At 69.8% G+C, this 14,660-nt stretch carries 16 protein-coding genes; 6 read left to right on the top strand and 10 right to left on the bottom strand.

Annotated elements, in window-relative coordinates:
- Positions 1-109 precede the first annotated feature (109 nt).
- The 4 genes from ABTY98_RS25905 to ABTY98_RS25890 all read left to right on the top strand — a co-directional run bounded on the left by ABTY98_RS25905 (position 110) and on the right by ABTY98_RS25890 (position 3,442).
- Positions 110-307, top strand: coding sequence for an SCO2195 family GlnR-regulated protein (locus tag ABTY98_RS25905; protein WP_181806529.1), 198 nt, complete (start codon positions 110-112; stop codon positions 305-307).
- Between the two features lie 69 nt (positions 308-376).
- Positions 377-1,078, top strand: coding sequence for a DUF4191 domain-containing protein (locus tag ABTY98_RS25900; protein ID WP_352223360.1), 702 nt, complete (start codon positions 377-379; stop codon positions 1,076-1,078).
- Between the two features lie 146 nt (positions 1,079-1,224).
- Entirely contained in the window at positions 1,225-2,310 is a 1,086-nt protein-coding gene (locus ABTY98_RS25895; protein WP_352223359.1) for a right-handed parallel beta-helix repeat-containing protein, read from the top strand.
- A gap of 136 nt (positions 2,311-2,446) precedes the next feature.
- Positions 2,447-3,442, top strand: coding sequence for a methyltransferase (locus ABTY98_RS25890; RefSeq protein WP_502994356.1), 996 nt, complete (start codon positions 2,447-2,449; stop codon positions 3,440-3,442).
- A 77-nt stretch (positions 3,443-3,519) separates the two neighbouring features.
- Here ABTY98_RS25890 and ABTY98_RS25885 read toward each other — a convergent pair whose 3' ends face one another.
- Genes ABTY98_RS25885 through ABTY98_RS25855 form a run of 7 tightly spaced genes read right to left on the bottom strand, consistent with a single transcriptional unit; the run spans position 3,520 to position 8,693 of the window.
- The gene (locus tag ABTY98_RS25885) at positions 3,520-3,852 is read right to left on the bottom strand and encodes a TcmI family type II polyketide cyclase (protein WP_352223357.1); all 333 of its coding nucleotides are present in this window, start codon (positions 3,850-3,852) and stop codon (positions 3,520-3,522) included.
- Between the two features lie 36 nt (positions 3,853-3,888).
- A complete protein-coding gene (locus tag ABTY98_RS25880; protein WP_352223356.1) occupies positions 3,889-4,368 on the bottom strand; it encodes an SRPBCC family protein in 480 nt (159 codons plus the stop codon).
- Between the two features lies 1 nt (position 4,369).
- Positions 4,370-4,621 (bottom strand): acyl carrier protein, encoded by a 252-nt coding sequence (locus ABTY98_RS25875; RefSeq protein ID WP_352223355.1) that lies wholly within the window; start codon positions 4,619-4,621, stop codon positions 4,370-4,372.
- A 45-nt stretch (positions 4,622-4,666) separates the two neighbouring features.
- Positions 4,667-5,911, bottom strand: a complete 1,245-nt coding sequence (locus ABTY98_RS25870; RefSeq protein WP_352223354.1) for a ketosynthase chain-length factor — start codon at positions 5,909-5,911, stop codon at positions 4,667-4,669.
- A complete protein-coding gene (locus ABTY98_RS25865; RefSeq protein WP_352223353.1) occupies positions 5,908-7,176 on the bottom strand; it encodes a beta-ketoacyl-[acyl-carrier-protein] synthase family protein in 1,269 nt (422 codons plus the stop codon). The genes ABTY98_RS25870 and ABTY98_RS25865 overlap by 4 nt, the downstream gene beginning before the upstream one ends.
- Positions 7,173-7,589, bottom strand: coding sequence for a cupin domain-containing protein (locus ABTY98_RS25860; RefSeq protein ID WP_502994349.1), 417 nt, complete (start codon positions 7,587-7,589; stop codon positions 7,173-7,175). Before ABTY98_RS25860 ends, ABTY98_RS25865 begins: the two co-directional genes overlap by 4 nt.
- 42 nt (positions 7,590-7,631) lie before the next feature.
- Positions 7,632-8,693 carry a SchA/CurD-like domain-containing protein gene (locus ABTY98_RS25855; protein WP_352223351.1) on the bottom strand — a complete coding sequence of 354 codons (1,062 nt, stop codon included), beginning with the start codon at positions 8,691-8,693 and terminating at the stop codon, positions 7,632-7,634.
- A 201-nt stretch (positions 8,694-8,894) separates the two neighbouring features.
- Between ABTY98_RS25855 and ABTY98_RS25850 the strand changes: the two genes are divergently transcribed.
- Entirely contained in the window at positions 8,895-10,538 is a 1,644-nt protein-coding gene (locus ABTY98_RS25850) for an FAD-dependent oxidoreductase (protein ID WP_352223350.1), read from the top strand.
- Positions 10,539-10,793: 255 nt separating this feature from the next.
- On the opposite strand, the gene ABTY98_RS25845 is transcribed toward ABTY98_RS25850, so the two are convergent.
- Positions 10,794-11,261: an RDD family protein gene (locus ABTY98_RS25845; protein WP_352223349.1), complete on the bottom strand. Its 468-nt coding sequence runs from the start codon at positions 11,259-11,261 to the stop codon at positions 10,794-10,796.
- Between the two features lie 211 nt (positions 11,262-11,472).
- On the opposite strand from ABTY98_RS25845, the gene glnA reads away from it, so the two are divergent.
- Positions 11,473-12,882: a type I glutamate--ammonia ligase gene (gene glnA / locus ABTY98_RS25840; RefSeq protein ID WP_352223348.1), complete on the top strand. Its 1,410-nt coding sequence runs from the start codon at positions 11,473-11,475 to the stop codon at positions 12,880-12,882.
- A 170-nt stretch (positions 12,883-13,052) separates the two neighbouring features.
- Here glnA and ABTY98_RS25835 read toward each other — a convergent pair whose 3' ends face one another.
- Positions 13,053-14,300 carry a tyrosine-type recombinase/integrase gene (locus tag ABTY98_RS25835; RefSeq protein ID WP_352223429.1) on the bottom strand — a complete coding sequence of 416 codons (1,248 nt, stop codon included), beginning with the start codon at positions 14,298-14,300 and terminating at the stop codon, positions 13,053-13,055.
- Between the two features lie 86 nt (positions 14,301-14,386).
- Entirely contained in the window at positions 14,387-14,644 is a 258-nt protein-coding gene (locus tag ABTY98_RS25830) for a helix-turn-helix domain-containing protein (protein ID WP_352223347.1), read from the bottom strand.
- Between the last annotated feature and the right edge of the window lie 16 nt (positions 14,645-14,660).

Below are 14,660 nucleotides of genomic sequence, written 5' to 3'. Positions count from 1 at the left end.
CGCGTATCAAGGTTTCATTGGTGTTTGACCGGTCGGTCACGCCCTGGTAACACCGAACAGTGACCCTGGTATCACAGCATGTACACCCACTTCGAGGGGGACCTCCACCATGCAGGCCGCGCCCGTTCGCGCCACCGCGATCCCGTCCTTCACCGACGCGCTGCGCGCCGTCGAGTCCCTCCTGATGAGCGGCGGCCAGCGCACCGCCCGCCAGAACGCCTGGACCTCCGTGCTGGAAGACCGCCGTCGCGCCAAGGACCGGGTCGAGGCGCAGCGCTTCCTCGAGCAGGCCGCCGGCCGCTCCTGACGGCCCCCTGCGGCCCTTCTCCGGGCACTGCCGTCGTCGGCACTCCCGGGGCCACGTAGACTTCGGGGCATGGCGAGGAAGGAACCCGCAGCGGACGCTGCGAATGCCGGGCGACTGAAGCAGATCGTCCTGACGTACAAGATGACCCGCAAGGCCGATAAGACGATCGGCCTTGTACTCGCGGGTGTCGGTCTCGGCACCCTTGCTGTCTTCCTCGTGATCGGCTTCCTGATCGGGCATCCGGTCTATGCGGGCATCCTGGGCCTGCTGCTCGCCCTCCTCGCGACGGCGATCGTCTTCGGCCGGCGGGCCGAGCGGGCGGCCTTCGGCCAGATGGAGGGCCAGCCGGGCGCCGCGGCCGCCGTCCTGGACAACGTCGGGCGGGGCTGGACGACGACACCGGCGGTGGCGATGAACCGCAGCCAGGACGTGGTGCACCGGGCCGTCGGCAAGGCCGGCATCGTCCTGGTCGCCGAGGGCAACCCGAACCGGGTGAAGACCCTGCTGGCCGCCGAGAAGAGGAAGATGGCCCGGATCGTGGCCGACGTGCCGGTGCACGATGTGATCGTGGGCACGGGTGAGGGCCAGGTCGAGCTGAAGAAGCTGCGGACCACGATGCTGAAGTTCCCGCGCGTGCTGACCGGTCCGCAGGTGACATCCACCAACGACCGGCTTCGGGCGATGGGTGACCTGATGTCCAACATGCCGCTGCCGAAGGGGCCCATGCCGAAGGGCATGCGGATGCCCAAGGGCGGCCCTCGGGGGCGGTAGAGGCCCAGGGATTCGGGGCGCGGCGGTCGCTGGTGCGACCGCCGCGCCTTCGTCGTTTCCGGACCGGTTTTCCGCGGCCCGGATGACACGCCGCCGAACGGAGTATCCAGCGGGTAATCGGGTCATCCACTCCTAGCCTGCTAAATGTGACAAAACGCCATATCTCATACCTCGCCTGTGCCGCCGCCCTGTGCGGCTCCCTCCTCGGCGCCGCCCCGGCGACCGCCGTCCACCGCACCCTTGTGGTGCATCCGGGTGAGTCGATCCAGAAGGCCGTGGACGCGGCCGAGCCCGGCGACACCGTCCTCGTGCTGGCCGGCACGTACCACGAGAGCGTCAAGGTGACCACGCCCCAACTCACCCTGCGGGGTATGGGCCCGGACACCGTGCTCCAGCCGGCGGCCAAGAAGGCCAAGAGCACCGCGAAGAAGGCCGCCGAGAAGTCCTGTGCCGCGATGGGCAACGGCATCTGCGTGGTCGGGACCAAGAGCAAGGCCGTCGACGACGTCACCATCGCCCGGATGACCGTGACCGGGTTCTCCCGGACCGGCGTCATGGCCGTCGGCACCGCCAACCTGAACGTGCACGGCGTGGCCGCCGTGAAGAACGGGCAGTGGGGCATCGCCGAGGAGCGCTCGGTGCACAGCACCTACCGCAACAACGTCGCCCGGAGCAACGGCGACGCAGGCCTGTTCCTCGCCAACACCATCACGGCCGAGAAGGGCGCCACCGACACCGACGGCACGGTGGTCGAGCACAACCTCCTGGAGAAGAACCGGATCGGCGTCACCGTGCGCCGGCTGCGCAACCTGACCGTCTCGGACAACTCGGTCACCGGCAACTGCGCGGGCGTGTTCGTCGTCGGCGACGAGAACAAGCCGAAGGCCGGTCGCATCACCGTCGCCGACAACCAGGTCGTCAAGAACAACAAGTACTGCAAGAAGACGGCCAAGCTGTCCTTCCTGCAGGGCTCCGGCATCGTGCTGACCGGCGCCGAGGACACCCTGGTGACCGGGAACGTGGTCACCGGCAACTCCGGCAAGTCCCCGCTGTCGGGCGGTGTCGTGCTCTTCAAGAGCTTCGTGGGTGCCACCAGCGACAAGAACCAGATCACCCGCAACAACCTGTCGGGCAACGCCCCCGCCGACCTGATCAACCAGGAAACCGCCAAGCGCGGCAACGCCTTCAAGGACAACACCTGCAAGAAGTCCAAGCCCGCCGGCCTGTGCTGACCTGACGGCCGTACGGCACGCCCAGAAGGCCACACAAGGCCCACCCAAGGAAGGAAGGCGGCACATGACCGCACCAGCACGTGACCTCCCGGCGGCGCCGCAGGAGGCGCAGGCGGAGGGCGCACCGCCGCCGTCGATGCGGCTGCGCGAGCTCGTGTTCGGGGCGGCCTGTGCCGCCGCCGTCCGCGCGGCCGCCCGGCTGCGCGTCGCCGACGCGCTCGGGGACGCCCCGATGACCGTGGAGGGCCTGGCGTCCGCGGTGAGGACCGACCCGAGGCCGCTGCGCCGGCTGCTGCGGGCCCTGTCCTGCTACGGCGTCTTCGCCGAGCGCCCGGACGGGACGTTCGCCCACACCGAGACCTCCCGGCTGCTGCGGGAGGACGACCCGCACAGCCTGCGTTACATCGCCCTGTGGTGCACCGAGCCGTGGACCTGGGACGCCTGGCCGAAGCTCGACGAGGCCGTGCGCAGTGGCCGTAACGTCGTCGAGGATCTCTACGGCAAGGAGTTCTTCGTCTACCTGAACGAGGACGCCCCGGAGTCGGCGGACGTCTTCAACCGGGCGATGACCACCTCCAGCGAGCAGTCAGCCCGTGAGGTCGCCGCGCTGCTCGACCTGTCCGGCAGCCGGTCGGTCGCCGACCTCGGCGGCGGCCAGGGGCACGTGGTGGCCTGTCTGCTGGACAAGTACCCGGCGATGAAGGGCTATCTGCTTGATCTCCCCAAAGTGGTGGAGAAGGCCCTGCCGCGGCTGCGCCCGGGCGGCGACCTGGAGGACCGGGCGCGCATCGTGCCGGGTGACATCCGGGAGGCCGTGCCGGTCGACGCGGACGTCTACATCATCAAGAACATCCTGGAGTGGGACGACGACTCCACCGCCCGGCTGCTGGCCAACGTGGTCGCGGCGGGCGGTCCGGGAGCCCGGGTCGTGGTGATCGAGAACCTCGTCGACGACACCCCGTCGATGCGGTTCAGCACCGCGATGGACCTGCTGCTGCTCCTGAACGTCGGCGGGGCCAAGCACACCACCGACAGCATGGTGCGCCGGCTGACCGACGCGGGTCTGAGCGTCAACGACATGCGGCCGGTCAACCCGTATCTGCACGCCTTCGACTGCACGGTGCCCGCCTGAGGCGGGGCCGGACACGCCGGTGCCGGGCCCGCGTTCTGCGCGGGTCCGGCACCGTCGGCGTACGGCGGTACGACGGTTCACGCGCCGCCGTCGCGCTCCCAGAGGTAGAAGCGCTGGGCCATCGCGTCCTTCGGGGAGCGCCAGGTCTCCGGGTCGTACGCGCTGACGTACGCCTGGAGACGGTCGCTGACGTCCCTGAACTCGGGGTGCGAGGTGACCTTGGCGATGGCCGGTCCCGGCTCGCGCTCGGACTCGATGAGGTGCATGTACACATCACCGAACTGGAAGAGGCTGCGCCGGACCACCCCGACGAGGTTCGGCAGCTCTCCCCGGTCGGACTCCGCGAACACCTTCGCGATGTCGGGAGCGGAGCCCGGTGCCATACGGGCGACGATCAGGGCCTGGTGCACGGTGTCTCTCCGTTCTTCGCTTTCCTGACGGCCGGCTCAGTCGGCCAGGGCCGGGTCGGGGCGCCGGCCGGTGGCCGCCTTCTCGATCTTGTCGCGGATCAGGGCCATCTGGACCTTGGAGTTCTTGTTGATGTTGTCGGTCATCCACTCGTCGTCGACGGGGGCTTCCGGCTTCATCGCGAAGTCCTGGACCCAGACCATCCGGGTGCCGGCCGGTACTTCCTCGTACTGCCAGCGGATGTTCATGTGCGCGAAGGGACCGGTCTCCACCCGGCGGGCCCGGACGGTCAGGTTGGGGCGGTCGGTCTCGCGCTCGGAGACCCAGCTCCACACCTTGCCGTTCTCGTCGGGGTGCATGGTCAGCCGGAAGGTGACCTTGTTCCCCTCCTCGGAGAGGATCTCGACACCGGCGTACTCGCTGAACAGCTGCGTCCAGTTGGCCACGTCGTTGGTCATGTCCCAGACCAGGTCGACGGGCGCGGCGATGGTGATCTCGTTCTGGGTGTGTCCGGTCATGTCAGGCTCCCGCGGGCATGGCGCTGTTGACGAGGTCGAGGAACTGGCGGGGGGTCTTGCACCGCTCGGCGTCCACCGGCATGGGCACGCCGTGCCGGTTCTCCAGCTCGCCGACGATGCCGAGCAGGCCGAGCGAGTCGACACCGAACGCGTCGAAGCCGGTGTCGCGCCGGTCCTGCAGGTCGGCCGGGGCGACGGTGACGCCGGCGGCCTTCTTCATGAGTTCGGACAGTTCGTCCACGGTGATGCTCATAGGGACTCCTTCTTCTTAGCTGCAGGGCAGCTGGTTTTCTCCGGCTCACCCGGCCGTGCCGTGGCGCAGCACGAGTGCCGAGTTCGACCCCATGAGTCCCCGGCTGAGGACCAGCGCCGTGCGTGGTGCGGCGGCGCGGGCGCTACCGGTCACGAGGTCGAGGTCGTGGCAGATGTCGTGGACACCCGGGGTCGGAGGGATCAGGCCGTGTTCCATCGCGAGCACCGCGGCGGCGGTGTCCAGGACGGGGGCCGCGCAGTACCCCCGGCCGATCCCGGTCTTGGGCGCGGTGACGGGCACGCGCCGGCCGTGCGCGCCGAGGGCGTCGGTGATGGCCAGCGCCTCCGCCCGGTCGGCCGCCGGGACCCCGAGGGCGTCGGCGAAGACCACGTCGATCTCCTCCGGGGCGCAGCCGGCCTCGGCGAGGGCGCCGCGGATCGCCTGGGCGAGCCCTGCCCTCGACTCGGCCCAGCGGGAGGCCCCGGTGAAGGTCGACGCGTGACCGTCGAGGGTGGCCCGTACCGGCAGCCCGCGTTCCCGGGCCGAGCCGACGTCCTCCACGACGAGCATGGCGCCGCCCTCGGCCGGTACGAACCCGCAGGCCTGCTCGGTGAACGGGCGGTAGGCGCGGGTCGGGTCGGTCTCCCGGCTGAGCTCCTCGTATCCGAGCTGGCAGACCATCGAGTACGGAGCTATCGGCGCCTCGGTGGAGCCGGCCACGATGACGTCCGTGCCGCGCCGCACCGCGCGGGCGGCGTGTGCCAGGGCGTCCAGGCCGCCGGCCTCGTCGGCGGCGACCACCGAGCAGGGTCCCTTGAAGCCGCGCCGGATGGAGATCTGGCCGGTGCTGGCCGCGTAGAACCAGGCGATGGACTGGTAGGGGCCGACGAACCGGCTGCCCTTGCCCCAGAGTTGCTGGAGTTCGCGCTGGCCGAACTCGCCGCCGCCGGAGCCGGCCGCGGTGACCACGCCGACGTCGAACGGCGAGCCGTCGGTGTCACCGCGGCCGAGCCGGGCATCTTCGAGTGCCAGGTCGGCCGCGGCCATCGCGAAGTGCGTGAAGCGGTCGGTCTGGACGATGAGGCGTTCCTCGACGGCGGCCGTCGGGTCGAAGTCGCGGACTTCTCCGGCCACCTTCATGGGCAGGTGCTCGCAGCCGTCGCGGGTCACCTTGTCGAGGACGTTGCGTCCCTCCTGGACGGATTTCCAGAAGGTCTCGGTGCTGGTTCCGTTGGGCGCGACGACACCGATGCCGGTGACAGCCGCCCGCCGAGGACGGGATCCGCTCATCGTGTCCTTCCTCTCGGCCGGGTCAGGATCACCGCGGACTGGAATCCGCCGAACCCGCTGCCCACGGACAGGACGCCGCCCAGGGGCCGTTCGCGGGCGACCCGCGGTACGTAGTCGAGGTCGCACTCGGGGTCGGGGGTCTCGTAGTTCGCGGTGGGCGGGACCACCTGGTGGACCAGGGCGAGCACGCAGGCGACGACCTCGATCGCGCCGATGGCGCCGAGCGAGTGGCCCACCATCGACTTGATGGAGCTCATGGGTGTGTCGTACGCGTGCTGCCCGAGCGCCTTCTTCACGGCCGCGGTCTCGTGGCGGTCGTTCTGCCGGGTGCCGGAGCCGTGCGCGTTGACGTAGTCGATGGCGGTGGGGTCGAGGCGGGCGTGGTCGAGGGCGGTCTCGATGGCGCGGGCCATCTCCAGGCCCTCACTGGTGAGACCGGTCATGTGGTAGGCGTTGCCGAAGGTGGCGTAGCCGTCGAGCTGGCAGTAGATGTGCGCGCCGCGGGCCTTGGCGTGCTCCAGCTCCTCCAGGACGAGCACCGCGCCGCCCTCCCCCATGACGAACCCGTCACGGCGGTTGTCGAAGGGGCGCGAGGCGTGCTCGGGGTCGTCGTTGTTCGGGGAGGTGGCCTTGATCGCGTCGAAGCAGGCCATGGTGATCGGGGAGATCGGGGAGTCCGAGGCACCGGCGATACAGATGTCGGCGCGGCCCTCCTGCACGGTGTGGAAGGCGTAGCCGACGGCGTCCAGGCCCGAGGTGCAGCCGGTGGAGACGGTCTGCACCGGACCCTGGGCGCCGAAACGTTCCGCCACCGCGGAGGCGAGGGTGCTCGGCGAGAACGCCCGGTGCAGCTGGGGCCCCGCCTGCCGGTGGTCCACGTCCCAGTGCTGGCCCCCGGCGCTCACCAGGACGTAGTCGTGCTCGAGGCGGGTGGTGCCACCGACCGCCGTACCCAGGGACACCCCGACCCGCCAGGGGTTCTCCCGGCCCAGGTCGAGACCGGAGTCCCGGACCGCCTCGTCACCGGCGACCAGGGCGAACTGTATGTAACGGTCCGCCCGTTCGATCTCCTCGGCGTCCAGGCCGTGCGCCGCCGGGTCGAAGTCGCACTCGGCGGCGATCCGCGACCTGAGGCCGGAGGGGTCGAAGAAGGTGATGCCGCGCGTCGCGGTCCGGCCCGAGGCGAGCAAGTCCCAGAACGCCGGTACGCCCACACCCCCCGGAGCCACGATGCCTATGCCCGTAACCGCCACGCGCCGGGTCACGACCGGACCTGCCCCACGGCGACGGCGGCTTCCGTCTCCTCCGTGTCGACATGACCCTGGCTCGGGCGCGGGGCCAGCGGACCGAGGTGGAAGACGATCCGCGCCTCGACATTCCCCACGTTGCGGAAGCGGTGGCGCATGTTGATGGGGATCATCAGCCCCTGCTCGGGCCGCAGCGAGTGCGGCTCGCCGTCCAGGTCGACCTCCATTTCACCGCAGACCACGTACACGAACTCCTCGGAGTACGGGTGGTAGTGCTCGGCGATGCGGTCGCCCGGCTGCACGATGGCCACACCCATGAAACCGCTGGTGGAACCCACCGTGGCCGGGGTGAGCATGGCGCGCACATCGCCGCCGCGCCGCGTGTTGGGCTCGACCTCGCTGAGGTCCACGATCTTCGGAATGGGCTTCATCACTACGTTCCTCCGTGAGTGTGATCCGACGGTGGTGGGGGGTCAGGCGTCCGGCGAACGGCGGTCGGTGATGAGCCGCATCCGCACCGCGTCGCCGTCCAGCAGGGCGGTCAGCGCATGAGCCGGGGTGACGTCCACGGGCGTACCGGACCGCTGCTCGACCAGCCGTACGACGACGTCGTCGCGCTGGAAGACCGTGCTGTGCAGCATCGGGCTCGCCTGGTCCTCGGCCGCGGCCTCGTCCTGCTGCGCGAGCAGCTCCGCGAGCCGCATCCCGCAGCCCGGCCGGGCCGGGTAGTACAGCGCGTGGCGGTCGCCGTCGGCCGGCGCCTCGGGACCGACGTGGTGCACGGCCGGCAGCGCCGCCCGGGTGAAGAACACCCGTGCCGAGTCCTGGTCGTCGAGGTCGCGGTCCTGCTCCAGGTAGGGGTTGATGGCCTCCTCGACGGCCCGCACCTCGGGCTGCCGGGCGACATGGCGCAGGGCCGCCATCAGGTCGCCGCGCACCTCGATGGCCCGCACCACCCGGTTGCCGTGCATGAACAGGGAGGTACGGCACAGCCGGGTGGACGCGTCGACCTCCGCCTGGGGCGAGGCGTAGTCCGCGAGGATCTTCGCGACCTCGGCCTCACTGCCCGGCCGGACCGTGAAGGTGAGCGCGTGGCGGATCACGCCGTCGCCCATCCGCGGCTCGGCCTGCAGGACACGCACGGCGTCCGCCGCCGGCCCGCCCGTCTCGCGTACGACGTGGAAGCGCAGCGAACGGGTGTCGCGGACGCAGTTGTGCAGCGGCTTCACCATCTCCACGTGCTCCTCGCTGTTCACCCAGGCGAGGAACGGCGGGGCGCTCTCCCACTCGCTGGTGATCAGCCACTGCGAGGGGGTCTCGATCGACTGGCAGAGCTGGTCGCTGACGTGGCCGGGCACCTGGGCGACCTGGTTGCACAGCTGCTCGTAGGCCTTCAGGAACTGATGCTGCGCGCCTTCGTAGACGTCCACCAGCAGGACGACCCGGAGCCGGGAGCCGTCGAAGACGGACTGGGAGACCCGTTTCGACACCGGGCGGGTCAGCTTTTCCGAAACCTTTTCCGAGATCGTCGTCATGCTTCGCACATCTCCTTCGCGGGGGCAACGGCCTGCGCCTTCGCCGATGACGCGGCGTCAGCGCTTTTTGATCCTGTGCCGGTCCTCCGAAGCGCGCGACTCGCGTGAACCAGGTGGGTGATTGGTACGCGGAACCCCTCCGGAAGGGGCATGGAAGTTCCGACGCACCTGACGCACCACCATCCGCCCCTGGAGACCCCGATGCAGCAGAGAACCGATCACCAGGTCCCCGTCCTCGTCGTGGGCGGCTCCCTCGTGGGCCTGTCCATGTCCCTCTTCCTGGGCCGTCTGGGCGTACGTCACATGCTCGTCGAACGGCACTCCGGGACCTCGATCCATCCCCGCGGCCGTGGCAACAACGTGCGGACGATGGAGCTGTTCCGGAAGGCCGGGATCGAGCCCGACATCAGGTCCGCCGCCTCACTCCTCGCGGACAACCACGGCATCCTGCAGACCCCGACGCTGGTCGGCGACGCCGGCGAATGGCTGTTCAAGGAGATCGACCCCGGCGGCGGGCTCGCGAAGTTCAGCCCTACGGGTTGGTGCCTGTGCAGCCAGAACGACCTGGAGCCGGTGCTCCGCCGGGCGGCCGAATCCCTCACCGGCGACCTTCGCTACTTCCACGAGATGGAGTCCTTCGAACAGGACCCCGAAGGAGTGACGGCGTACGTCCACGACCGTGACTCCGACCGGATGTACACGGTCCGCGCGGACTACCTGGTCGCCGCCGACGGCCCGCGCAGCCCGGTCCGGGGCCGGCTCGGTATCGGCCAGACGGGCCCCGGCGACCTGTTCGCGAACGTCAGCATCACCTTCCGCTCCAAGCTGCTCGCGGAGACCGTCGGGGAGCGGCGGTTCATCTGCTGCTACCTCACCGACCCCGAGGCCGACGGTGCGCTGCTGCCCGTCGACAACAAGGAGCGCTGGGTCTTCCACGCTCCGTGGCACCCCGAACGCGGCGAAACCCTCGACGAGTTCACCGAGGAACGCCTCACCCGGCACATCCGCCGGGCCGTCGGCGTCCCCGACCTCGACGTCGAGATCACCGGCCGCGCCTCCTGGCGGGCCGCCGAACGGGTCGCCGAACGGTACTCGTCCGGGCGGGTCTTCCTGGCCGGCGACTCCGCGCACGAGATGTCCCCGACCGGCGCGTTCGGCTCCAACACCGGCATCCAGGACGCGCACAACCTGGCGTGGAAGCTGGCGGCCGTCCTCGACGGCTGGGCCGGCCCCGGGCTGCTGGAGTCGTACGACAGCGAGCGCCGCCCCGTGGCCGTCGCCACCAGCGCCCGCGCCTCGGCCCGCTCCGTGGAGCACAGCCACCCCGGCTTCGCGCCCGCGCCCGGTATCGGCGCCGGCAAGCGCGGCGGCATCCTCAACATCGTTCTCGGCTACCGGTACCCGAAGGGCGCGGCCGTCGGCGCGGAGCCCGGCCGGCCGGTCGTACCCGACGGGATGAACCTGACCGGACAGCCGGGCAGCCGGGCCCCCCACCTGTGGCTGCGCCGCGCGGACGAACGGCTCTCGACGCTCGACCTGTACGAGCGGTCCCTGGTACTGCTCAGCGACGCGGGCTCGGCGGCGGGCGCGGCCTGGCACGCGGCCGCCCGCCGGATCGCGGACACGGAGCGGCTACGACTGGACACGTATCGCATCGGGGAGGCGGGGGCCGACCTCGTGTACGACGGGGAGGCCGGTGACTGGGCGGCGGCACACGGCACGACGGCGGACGGCGCGGTGCTGGTACGGCCGGACGGATTCGTGGCGTGGCGCTCGGAGGCCGCGGTGCCCGATCCGGAGGGAGAGCTGAGGGACGTACTGGCGCGGCTGCTGCGGAGGAGGTGAGCCGGGGCGGGGGCTGAGGTGGAGCCGGAGGCGAGCCGGGGCGGAGGCTGAGGTGGAGCCTTACCGGCGCTTGCAGGGTGCCGCCGCGCCCACCCGTGCCGCCTGGGGCGGGATTCTCCGCAGCTGGTGGCTGACGCGACTACGGCGCCCCGTAAGGGGCGCGGGGAACTGCGCGACCAGAGCCCCCACCGGTCCGCACCCCGCCGGCGAAGCAGCACCGGCAGACGAGTGGGGCACGCGCTCCCACCCCTCGCCTCAGATACGGACCTCCACGGTCCCCGCCAGCCGGTCGTGCAGCCCCCTGCCGTCCCGGTCCCACACCAGCGCCGGGATCGCGAGGCACAACAGCGCCGTGCGGGCCAGCGCGCGCAACGGCTGCACCCGCCCCGTCCCGACACCGACCACCCGCAGCCGGAAGAGCCGCTTACCCGGCGTAAAGCCGACCGTACCGACGGTCAGGATTCCGAGGATGAAGAACACGAGGAGCGCCCAGTTGCTGGTAGCGGGGCTGTAGCCGTCGGTGATCAGGCCGTATGCGATCAACACGCACAGCGCCCAGTCCACGACCAGCGCGCCGAGCCGCCGCCCCGGACGGGCGATGGAGCCAGGGCCGTCCTCCGGCAGTCCGAGCTGCTCGCCCCGGTACCCGAACTCCGCACCGGCCTCTTCCATGGCCGCGCGGGGCCCCGAGAGCCACGATCCCATTGCTTGCCTGTTGTCCACCCGAACACGGTACTGCCCGGGCGAACGCCCGCGGTCCTGCGGGGTGCCCCGGGGCTACGGTGGAACAAGGCCGGTTAACTTCAGCGAAACAAATGGGTCACGCCCGAGAAATCACCCGTCCCTAGGGTCGGGGACAGCGTGTGCCACCGCACTGGCCGCACGAACGAACTACCACCCCGGCACGGGAACGGCCGGGAGTAGGAGGAGCTGGATGTTCCAGAACGCCGACGAGGCCAAGAAGTTCATCGCGGACGAGGACGTCAAGTTCGTCGACGTCCGGTTCTGCGACCTGCCGGGCGTCATGCAGCACTTCACGGTGCCCGTCGAGGCGTTCGACCCGGATGACGAGCTCGCCTTCGACGGATCCTCGATCCGTGGTTTCCAGGCGATCCACGAGTCCGACATGGCGCTGCGCGCCGACCTGTCGACGGCCCGGGTGGACGCCTTCCGTCGCGACAAGACGCTCAACATCAACTTCTTCATCCACGACCCGATCACGGGCGAGCAGTACTCCCGTGACCCGCGCAACGTGGCGAAGAAGGCGGAGGCGTACCTCGCGTCGACGGGCATCGCCGACACCGCGTACTTCGGCCCCGAGGCCGAGTTCTACGTCTTCGACAGCGTCCGTTTCGCCACCACCGCGAACGAGTCCTTCTACCACATCGACTCCGAGGCGGGCGCCTGGAACACCGGTGCCCTGGAGGACAACCGTGGTTACAAGGTCCGCTACAAGGGCGGCTACTTCCCGGTCCCGCCGGTCGACCACTTCGCCGACCTGCGCGCCGAGATCTCCCTGGAGCTGGACAAGGCCGGCCTGAAGGTCGAGCGCCAGCACCACGAGGTGGGCACGGCCGGCCAGGCGGAGATCAACTACAAGTTCAACACGCTGCTCGCCGCCGCCGACGACCTCCAGCTCTTCAAGTACATCGTGAAGAACGTGGCCTGGCGCAACGGCAAGACCGCGACCTTCATGCCGAAGCCGATCTTCGGTGACAACGGCTCGGGCATGCACGTGCACCAGTCGCTGTGGGCCAACGGCGACCCGCTGTTCTACGACGAGGCCGGCTACGCGGGCCTGTCGGACACCGCCCGCTACTACATCGGCGGCATCCTGAAGCACGCCCCGTCGCTGCTGGCCTTCACCAACCCCACCGTGAACTCGTACCACCGCCTCGTGCCCGGGTTCGAGGCCCCGGTGAACCTGGTGTACTCGCAGCGCAACCGTTCGGCTGCGATGCGTATCCCGATCACGGGTTCGAACCCGAAGGCCAAGCGCGTCGAGTTCCGTGCGCCCGACTCCTCCGGCAACCCGTACCTCGCCTTCTCGGCCCTGCTGCTCGCGGGTCTGGACGGCATCAAGAACAAGATCGAGCCGGCCGAGCCGATCGACAAGGACCTCTACGAGCTGGCCCCCGAGGAGCACGCGGGTGTCCCGCAGGTCCCGACCTCCCTCCCGGCCGTCCTCGACTCCCTGGAGCGCGACCACGAGTTCCTGCTCGCCGGTGACGTCTTCACGTCCGACCTGATCGAGACGTGGATCGACTTCAAGCGCACCAACGAGATCGCCCCGCTGCAGCTGCGCCCGCACCCGCACGAGTTCGAGCTGTACTTCGACGTGTGATATCGCCCCAGGTCAGAGCGGGTATCCGCTCCCCTGGGCCGTCTGTGGGCCGTCGGCCGTGCTCTTCCTCCGCTGGAAGGGCACGGCCGACGGCCTGTTTCGGGCCCAGCACCGCTGGGCCGGTGCCGGGAGCTCCCGGCCGCGCCGTCGCTCAGGTCAGCCCAGCGGCCTCACCTGGGCCCCGTGTCCGCGCCCGGTACGCCGAACGCGGCGTCGATGGCCTTGCGCGCACGGTCCTGGCTGTTGGGCATGAGGTGCGTGTACGTCCGGAGCGTGAATCCGGGGTCGGAGTGACCGAGGTACTCGGCCAAGGCTTTGATGTTCTCCCCCGAGTCCAGCAGCACCGACGCGTAATAGTGCCGCAACGCGTGCATACCGTGCTCGCGCGACTGTTTGAACCGCTCCCCCGGAGCCCGTTCCGGAATGACGCCGGCGGCGATCAGGGCGGGCTTCCACAGGTACATGTTGAAGTAGTTCCTGTTCAGCGCCTTCCGTTCCCGTGAGTAGAAGAGCAGTTTCGCCGTGACCGGCGGTCCGTCCGGCGTCTTCCACGGCAGGGTGACGTCGATAGGCGACCGATGGGTGATGTGCGCGGCAAGCACGTCCGACACCACGTCGGGCAGCGGTACGTCACGCAGTTTGCCGCCCTTGGGTGGGGCGAACACCATCTGTGGCCCAACCAACTTGACCTGTCGCACGACGTGCACCACTCCCCCGACGAAGTCGACTTCGTCCACGGCGAGCCCGAAAATCTCGCCCTGTCGCAAGCCACACCCGGCACCGATGTCGACGGTCGTCGCGTACTGAGTCGGGAGTCCGTCCCGGACGGCGACCACCCGGTCACGCGTCCACGGCTTGAGCTTCCGCCGATCCAGCTTGGGCGCCCGCACGGAGCCCGCACGGCAGGGGTTCCGAGCCAGAATGCCATCGTCCACGGCGGCGCCGAACACAGCGGAGACGTTCGCAAAGACCGTCCGCTGATATGACGCCGCCATCCCGGAGTCTGCGAGGGCCCGTGCCCACGTTCGGATATGGGCGGGTTGGAACGCGCTCAAGGAGCGGGAACCGATGTAGGGGAAGGCATGCAGCCGGAACCTCAGCTCCATGTTCACGATGGTGGAAGGGTCCGTGGTCTGGGATGCCAGCCACTGAGTGGCAAACTCCCTGAACGTCACCTTGCCGGCGGACGGGTCGACATACTGACCGCGGGTCATGTCAGCTGCGATCTGCGTCAGCCACGTCTCTGCGAGTCGCTTCTGTTTGTCCGGGAAGGATTTGCTTCGTTCGCTCCCGTCCGGAGCGACGTAGCGGGCCCGGTAGCGCAGGCCCGTCCCATAGCGGTCGGTCTTTGCCCTGGTGGTCTTGCCGTTGGATGCGGTTTCGGTCCTGAACCAGCGGTCTTGAATATGGCCCGGCATGTGGAACAGCGGCCCTTTCTGCATACGAGGAAGGGAGGGCCACCGGGTGGCCCTCCCTGGGAGTCGCACGGGTAGATGACTGTTCGTCAGGCGATGCTCTGGTCCGCGGTCTTGCGGCGGGCGACGTAGGCCCGCACGTCGGCCGGGTCGTAGCGGAGGTGCTTGCCGATACGGAAGCCGGGCGGTCCCATGTGCTTCCGGCGCCACTGGTAGACGGTCTCTTTCGGCACCTCGAACATTTCGGCGATGTCGTCGGGGGTGAGGTACCGGTCGGGGAGCCCGCCGCGAAGGGTGGCGCGCGGGTCGGCCGGGGAAGGGGCGGTCGCGCTCACGGGGTCCTCCATCAGTTGGATTCACATT

It is taken from the genome of Streptomyces sp. NPDC096040, assembly GCF_040303265.1.
Lineage (GTDB): Bacteria > Actinomycetota > Actinomycetes > Streptomycetales > Streptomycetaceae > Streptomyces.
This window is presented reverse-complemented; position numbering and strand designations above follow the sequence as displayed.

Excerpts from the sequence above, each read along its gene's own strand:
- ABTY98_RS25905 (WP_181806529.1), top strand. The coding sequence starts at position 110 with ATGCAGGCCGCGCCCGTTCGCGCCACCGCGATCCCGTCCTTCACCGAC.
- ABTY98_RS25900 (WP_352223360.1), top strand. The coding sequence starts at position 377 with ATGGCGAGGAAGGAACCCGCAGCGGACGCTGCGAATGCCGGGCGACTG.
- ABTY98_RS25890 (WP_502994356.1), top strand. The coding sequence starts at position 2,447 with ATGCGGCTGCGCGAGCTCGTGTTCGGGGCGGCCTGTGCCGCCGCCGTC.
- ABTY98_RS25880 (WP_352223356.1), bottom strand. The coding sequence starts at position 4,368 with ATGACCGGACACACCCAGAACGAGATCACCATCGCCGCGCCCGTCGAC.
- ABTY98_RS25875 (WP_352223355.1), bottom strand. The coding sequence starts at position 4,621 with ATGAGCATCACCGTGGACGAACTGTCCGAACTCATGAAGAAGGCCGCC.
- ABTY98_RS25870 (WP_352223354.1), bottom strand. The coding sequence starts at position 5,911 with ATGAGCGGATCCCGTCCTCGGCGGGCGGCTGTCACCGGCATCGGTGTC.
- ABTY98_RS25860 (WP_502994349.1), bottom strand. The coding sequence starts at position 7,589 with ATGAAGCCCATTCCGAAGATCGTGGACCTCAGCGAGGTCGAGCCCAAC.
- ABTY98_RS25855 (WP_352223351.1), bottom strand. The coding sequence starts at position 8,693 with ATGACGACGATCTCGGAAAAGGTTTCGGAAAAGCTGACCCGCCCGGTG.
- ABTY98_RS25850 (WP_352223350.1), top strand. The coding sequence starts at position 8,895 with ATGCAGCAGAGAACCGATCACCAGGTCCCCGTCCTCGTCGTGGGCGGC.
- glnA (WP_352223348.1), top strand. The coding sequence starts at position 11,473 with ATGTTCCAGAACGCCGACGAGGCCAAGAAGTTCATCGCGGACGAGGAC.
- ABTY98_RS25835 (WP_352223429.1), bottom strand. The coding sequence starts at position 14,300 with ATGCCGGGCCATATTCAAGACCGCTGGTTCAGGACCGAAACCGCATCC.
- ABTY98_RS25830 (WP_352223347.1), bottom strand. The coding sequence starts at position 14,644 with ATGGAGGACCCCGTGAGCGCGACCGCCCCTTCCCCGGCCGACCCGCGC.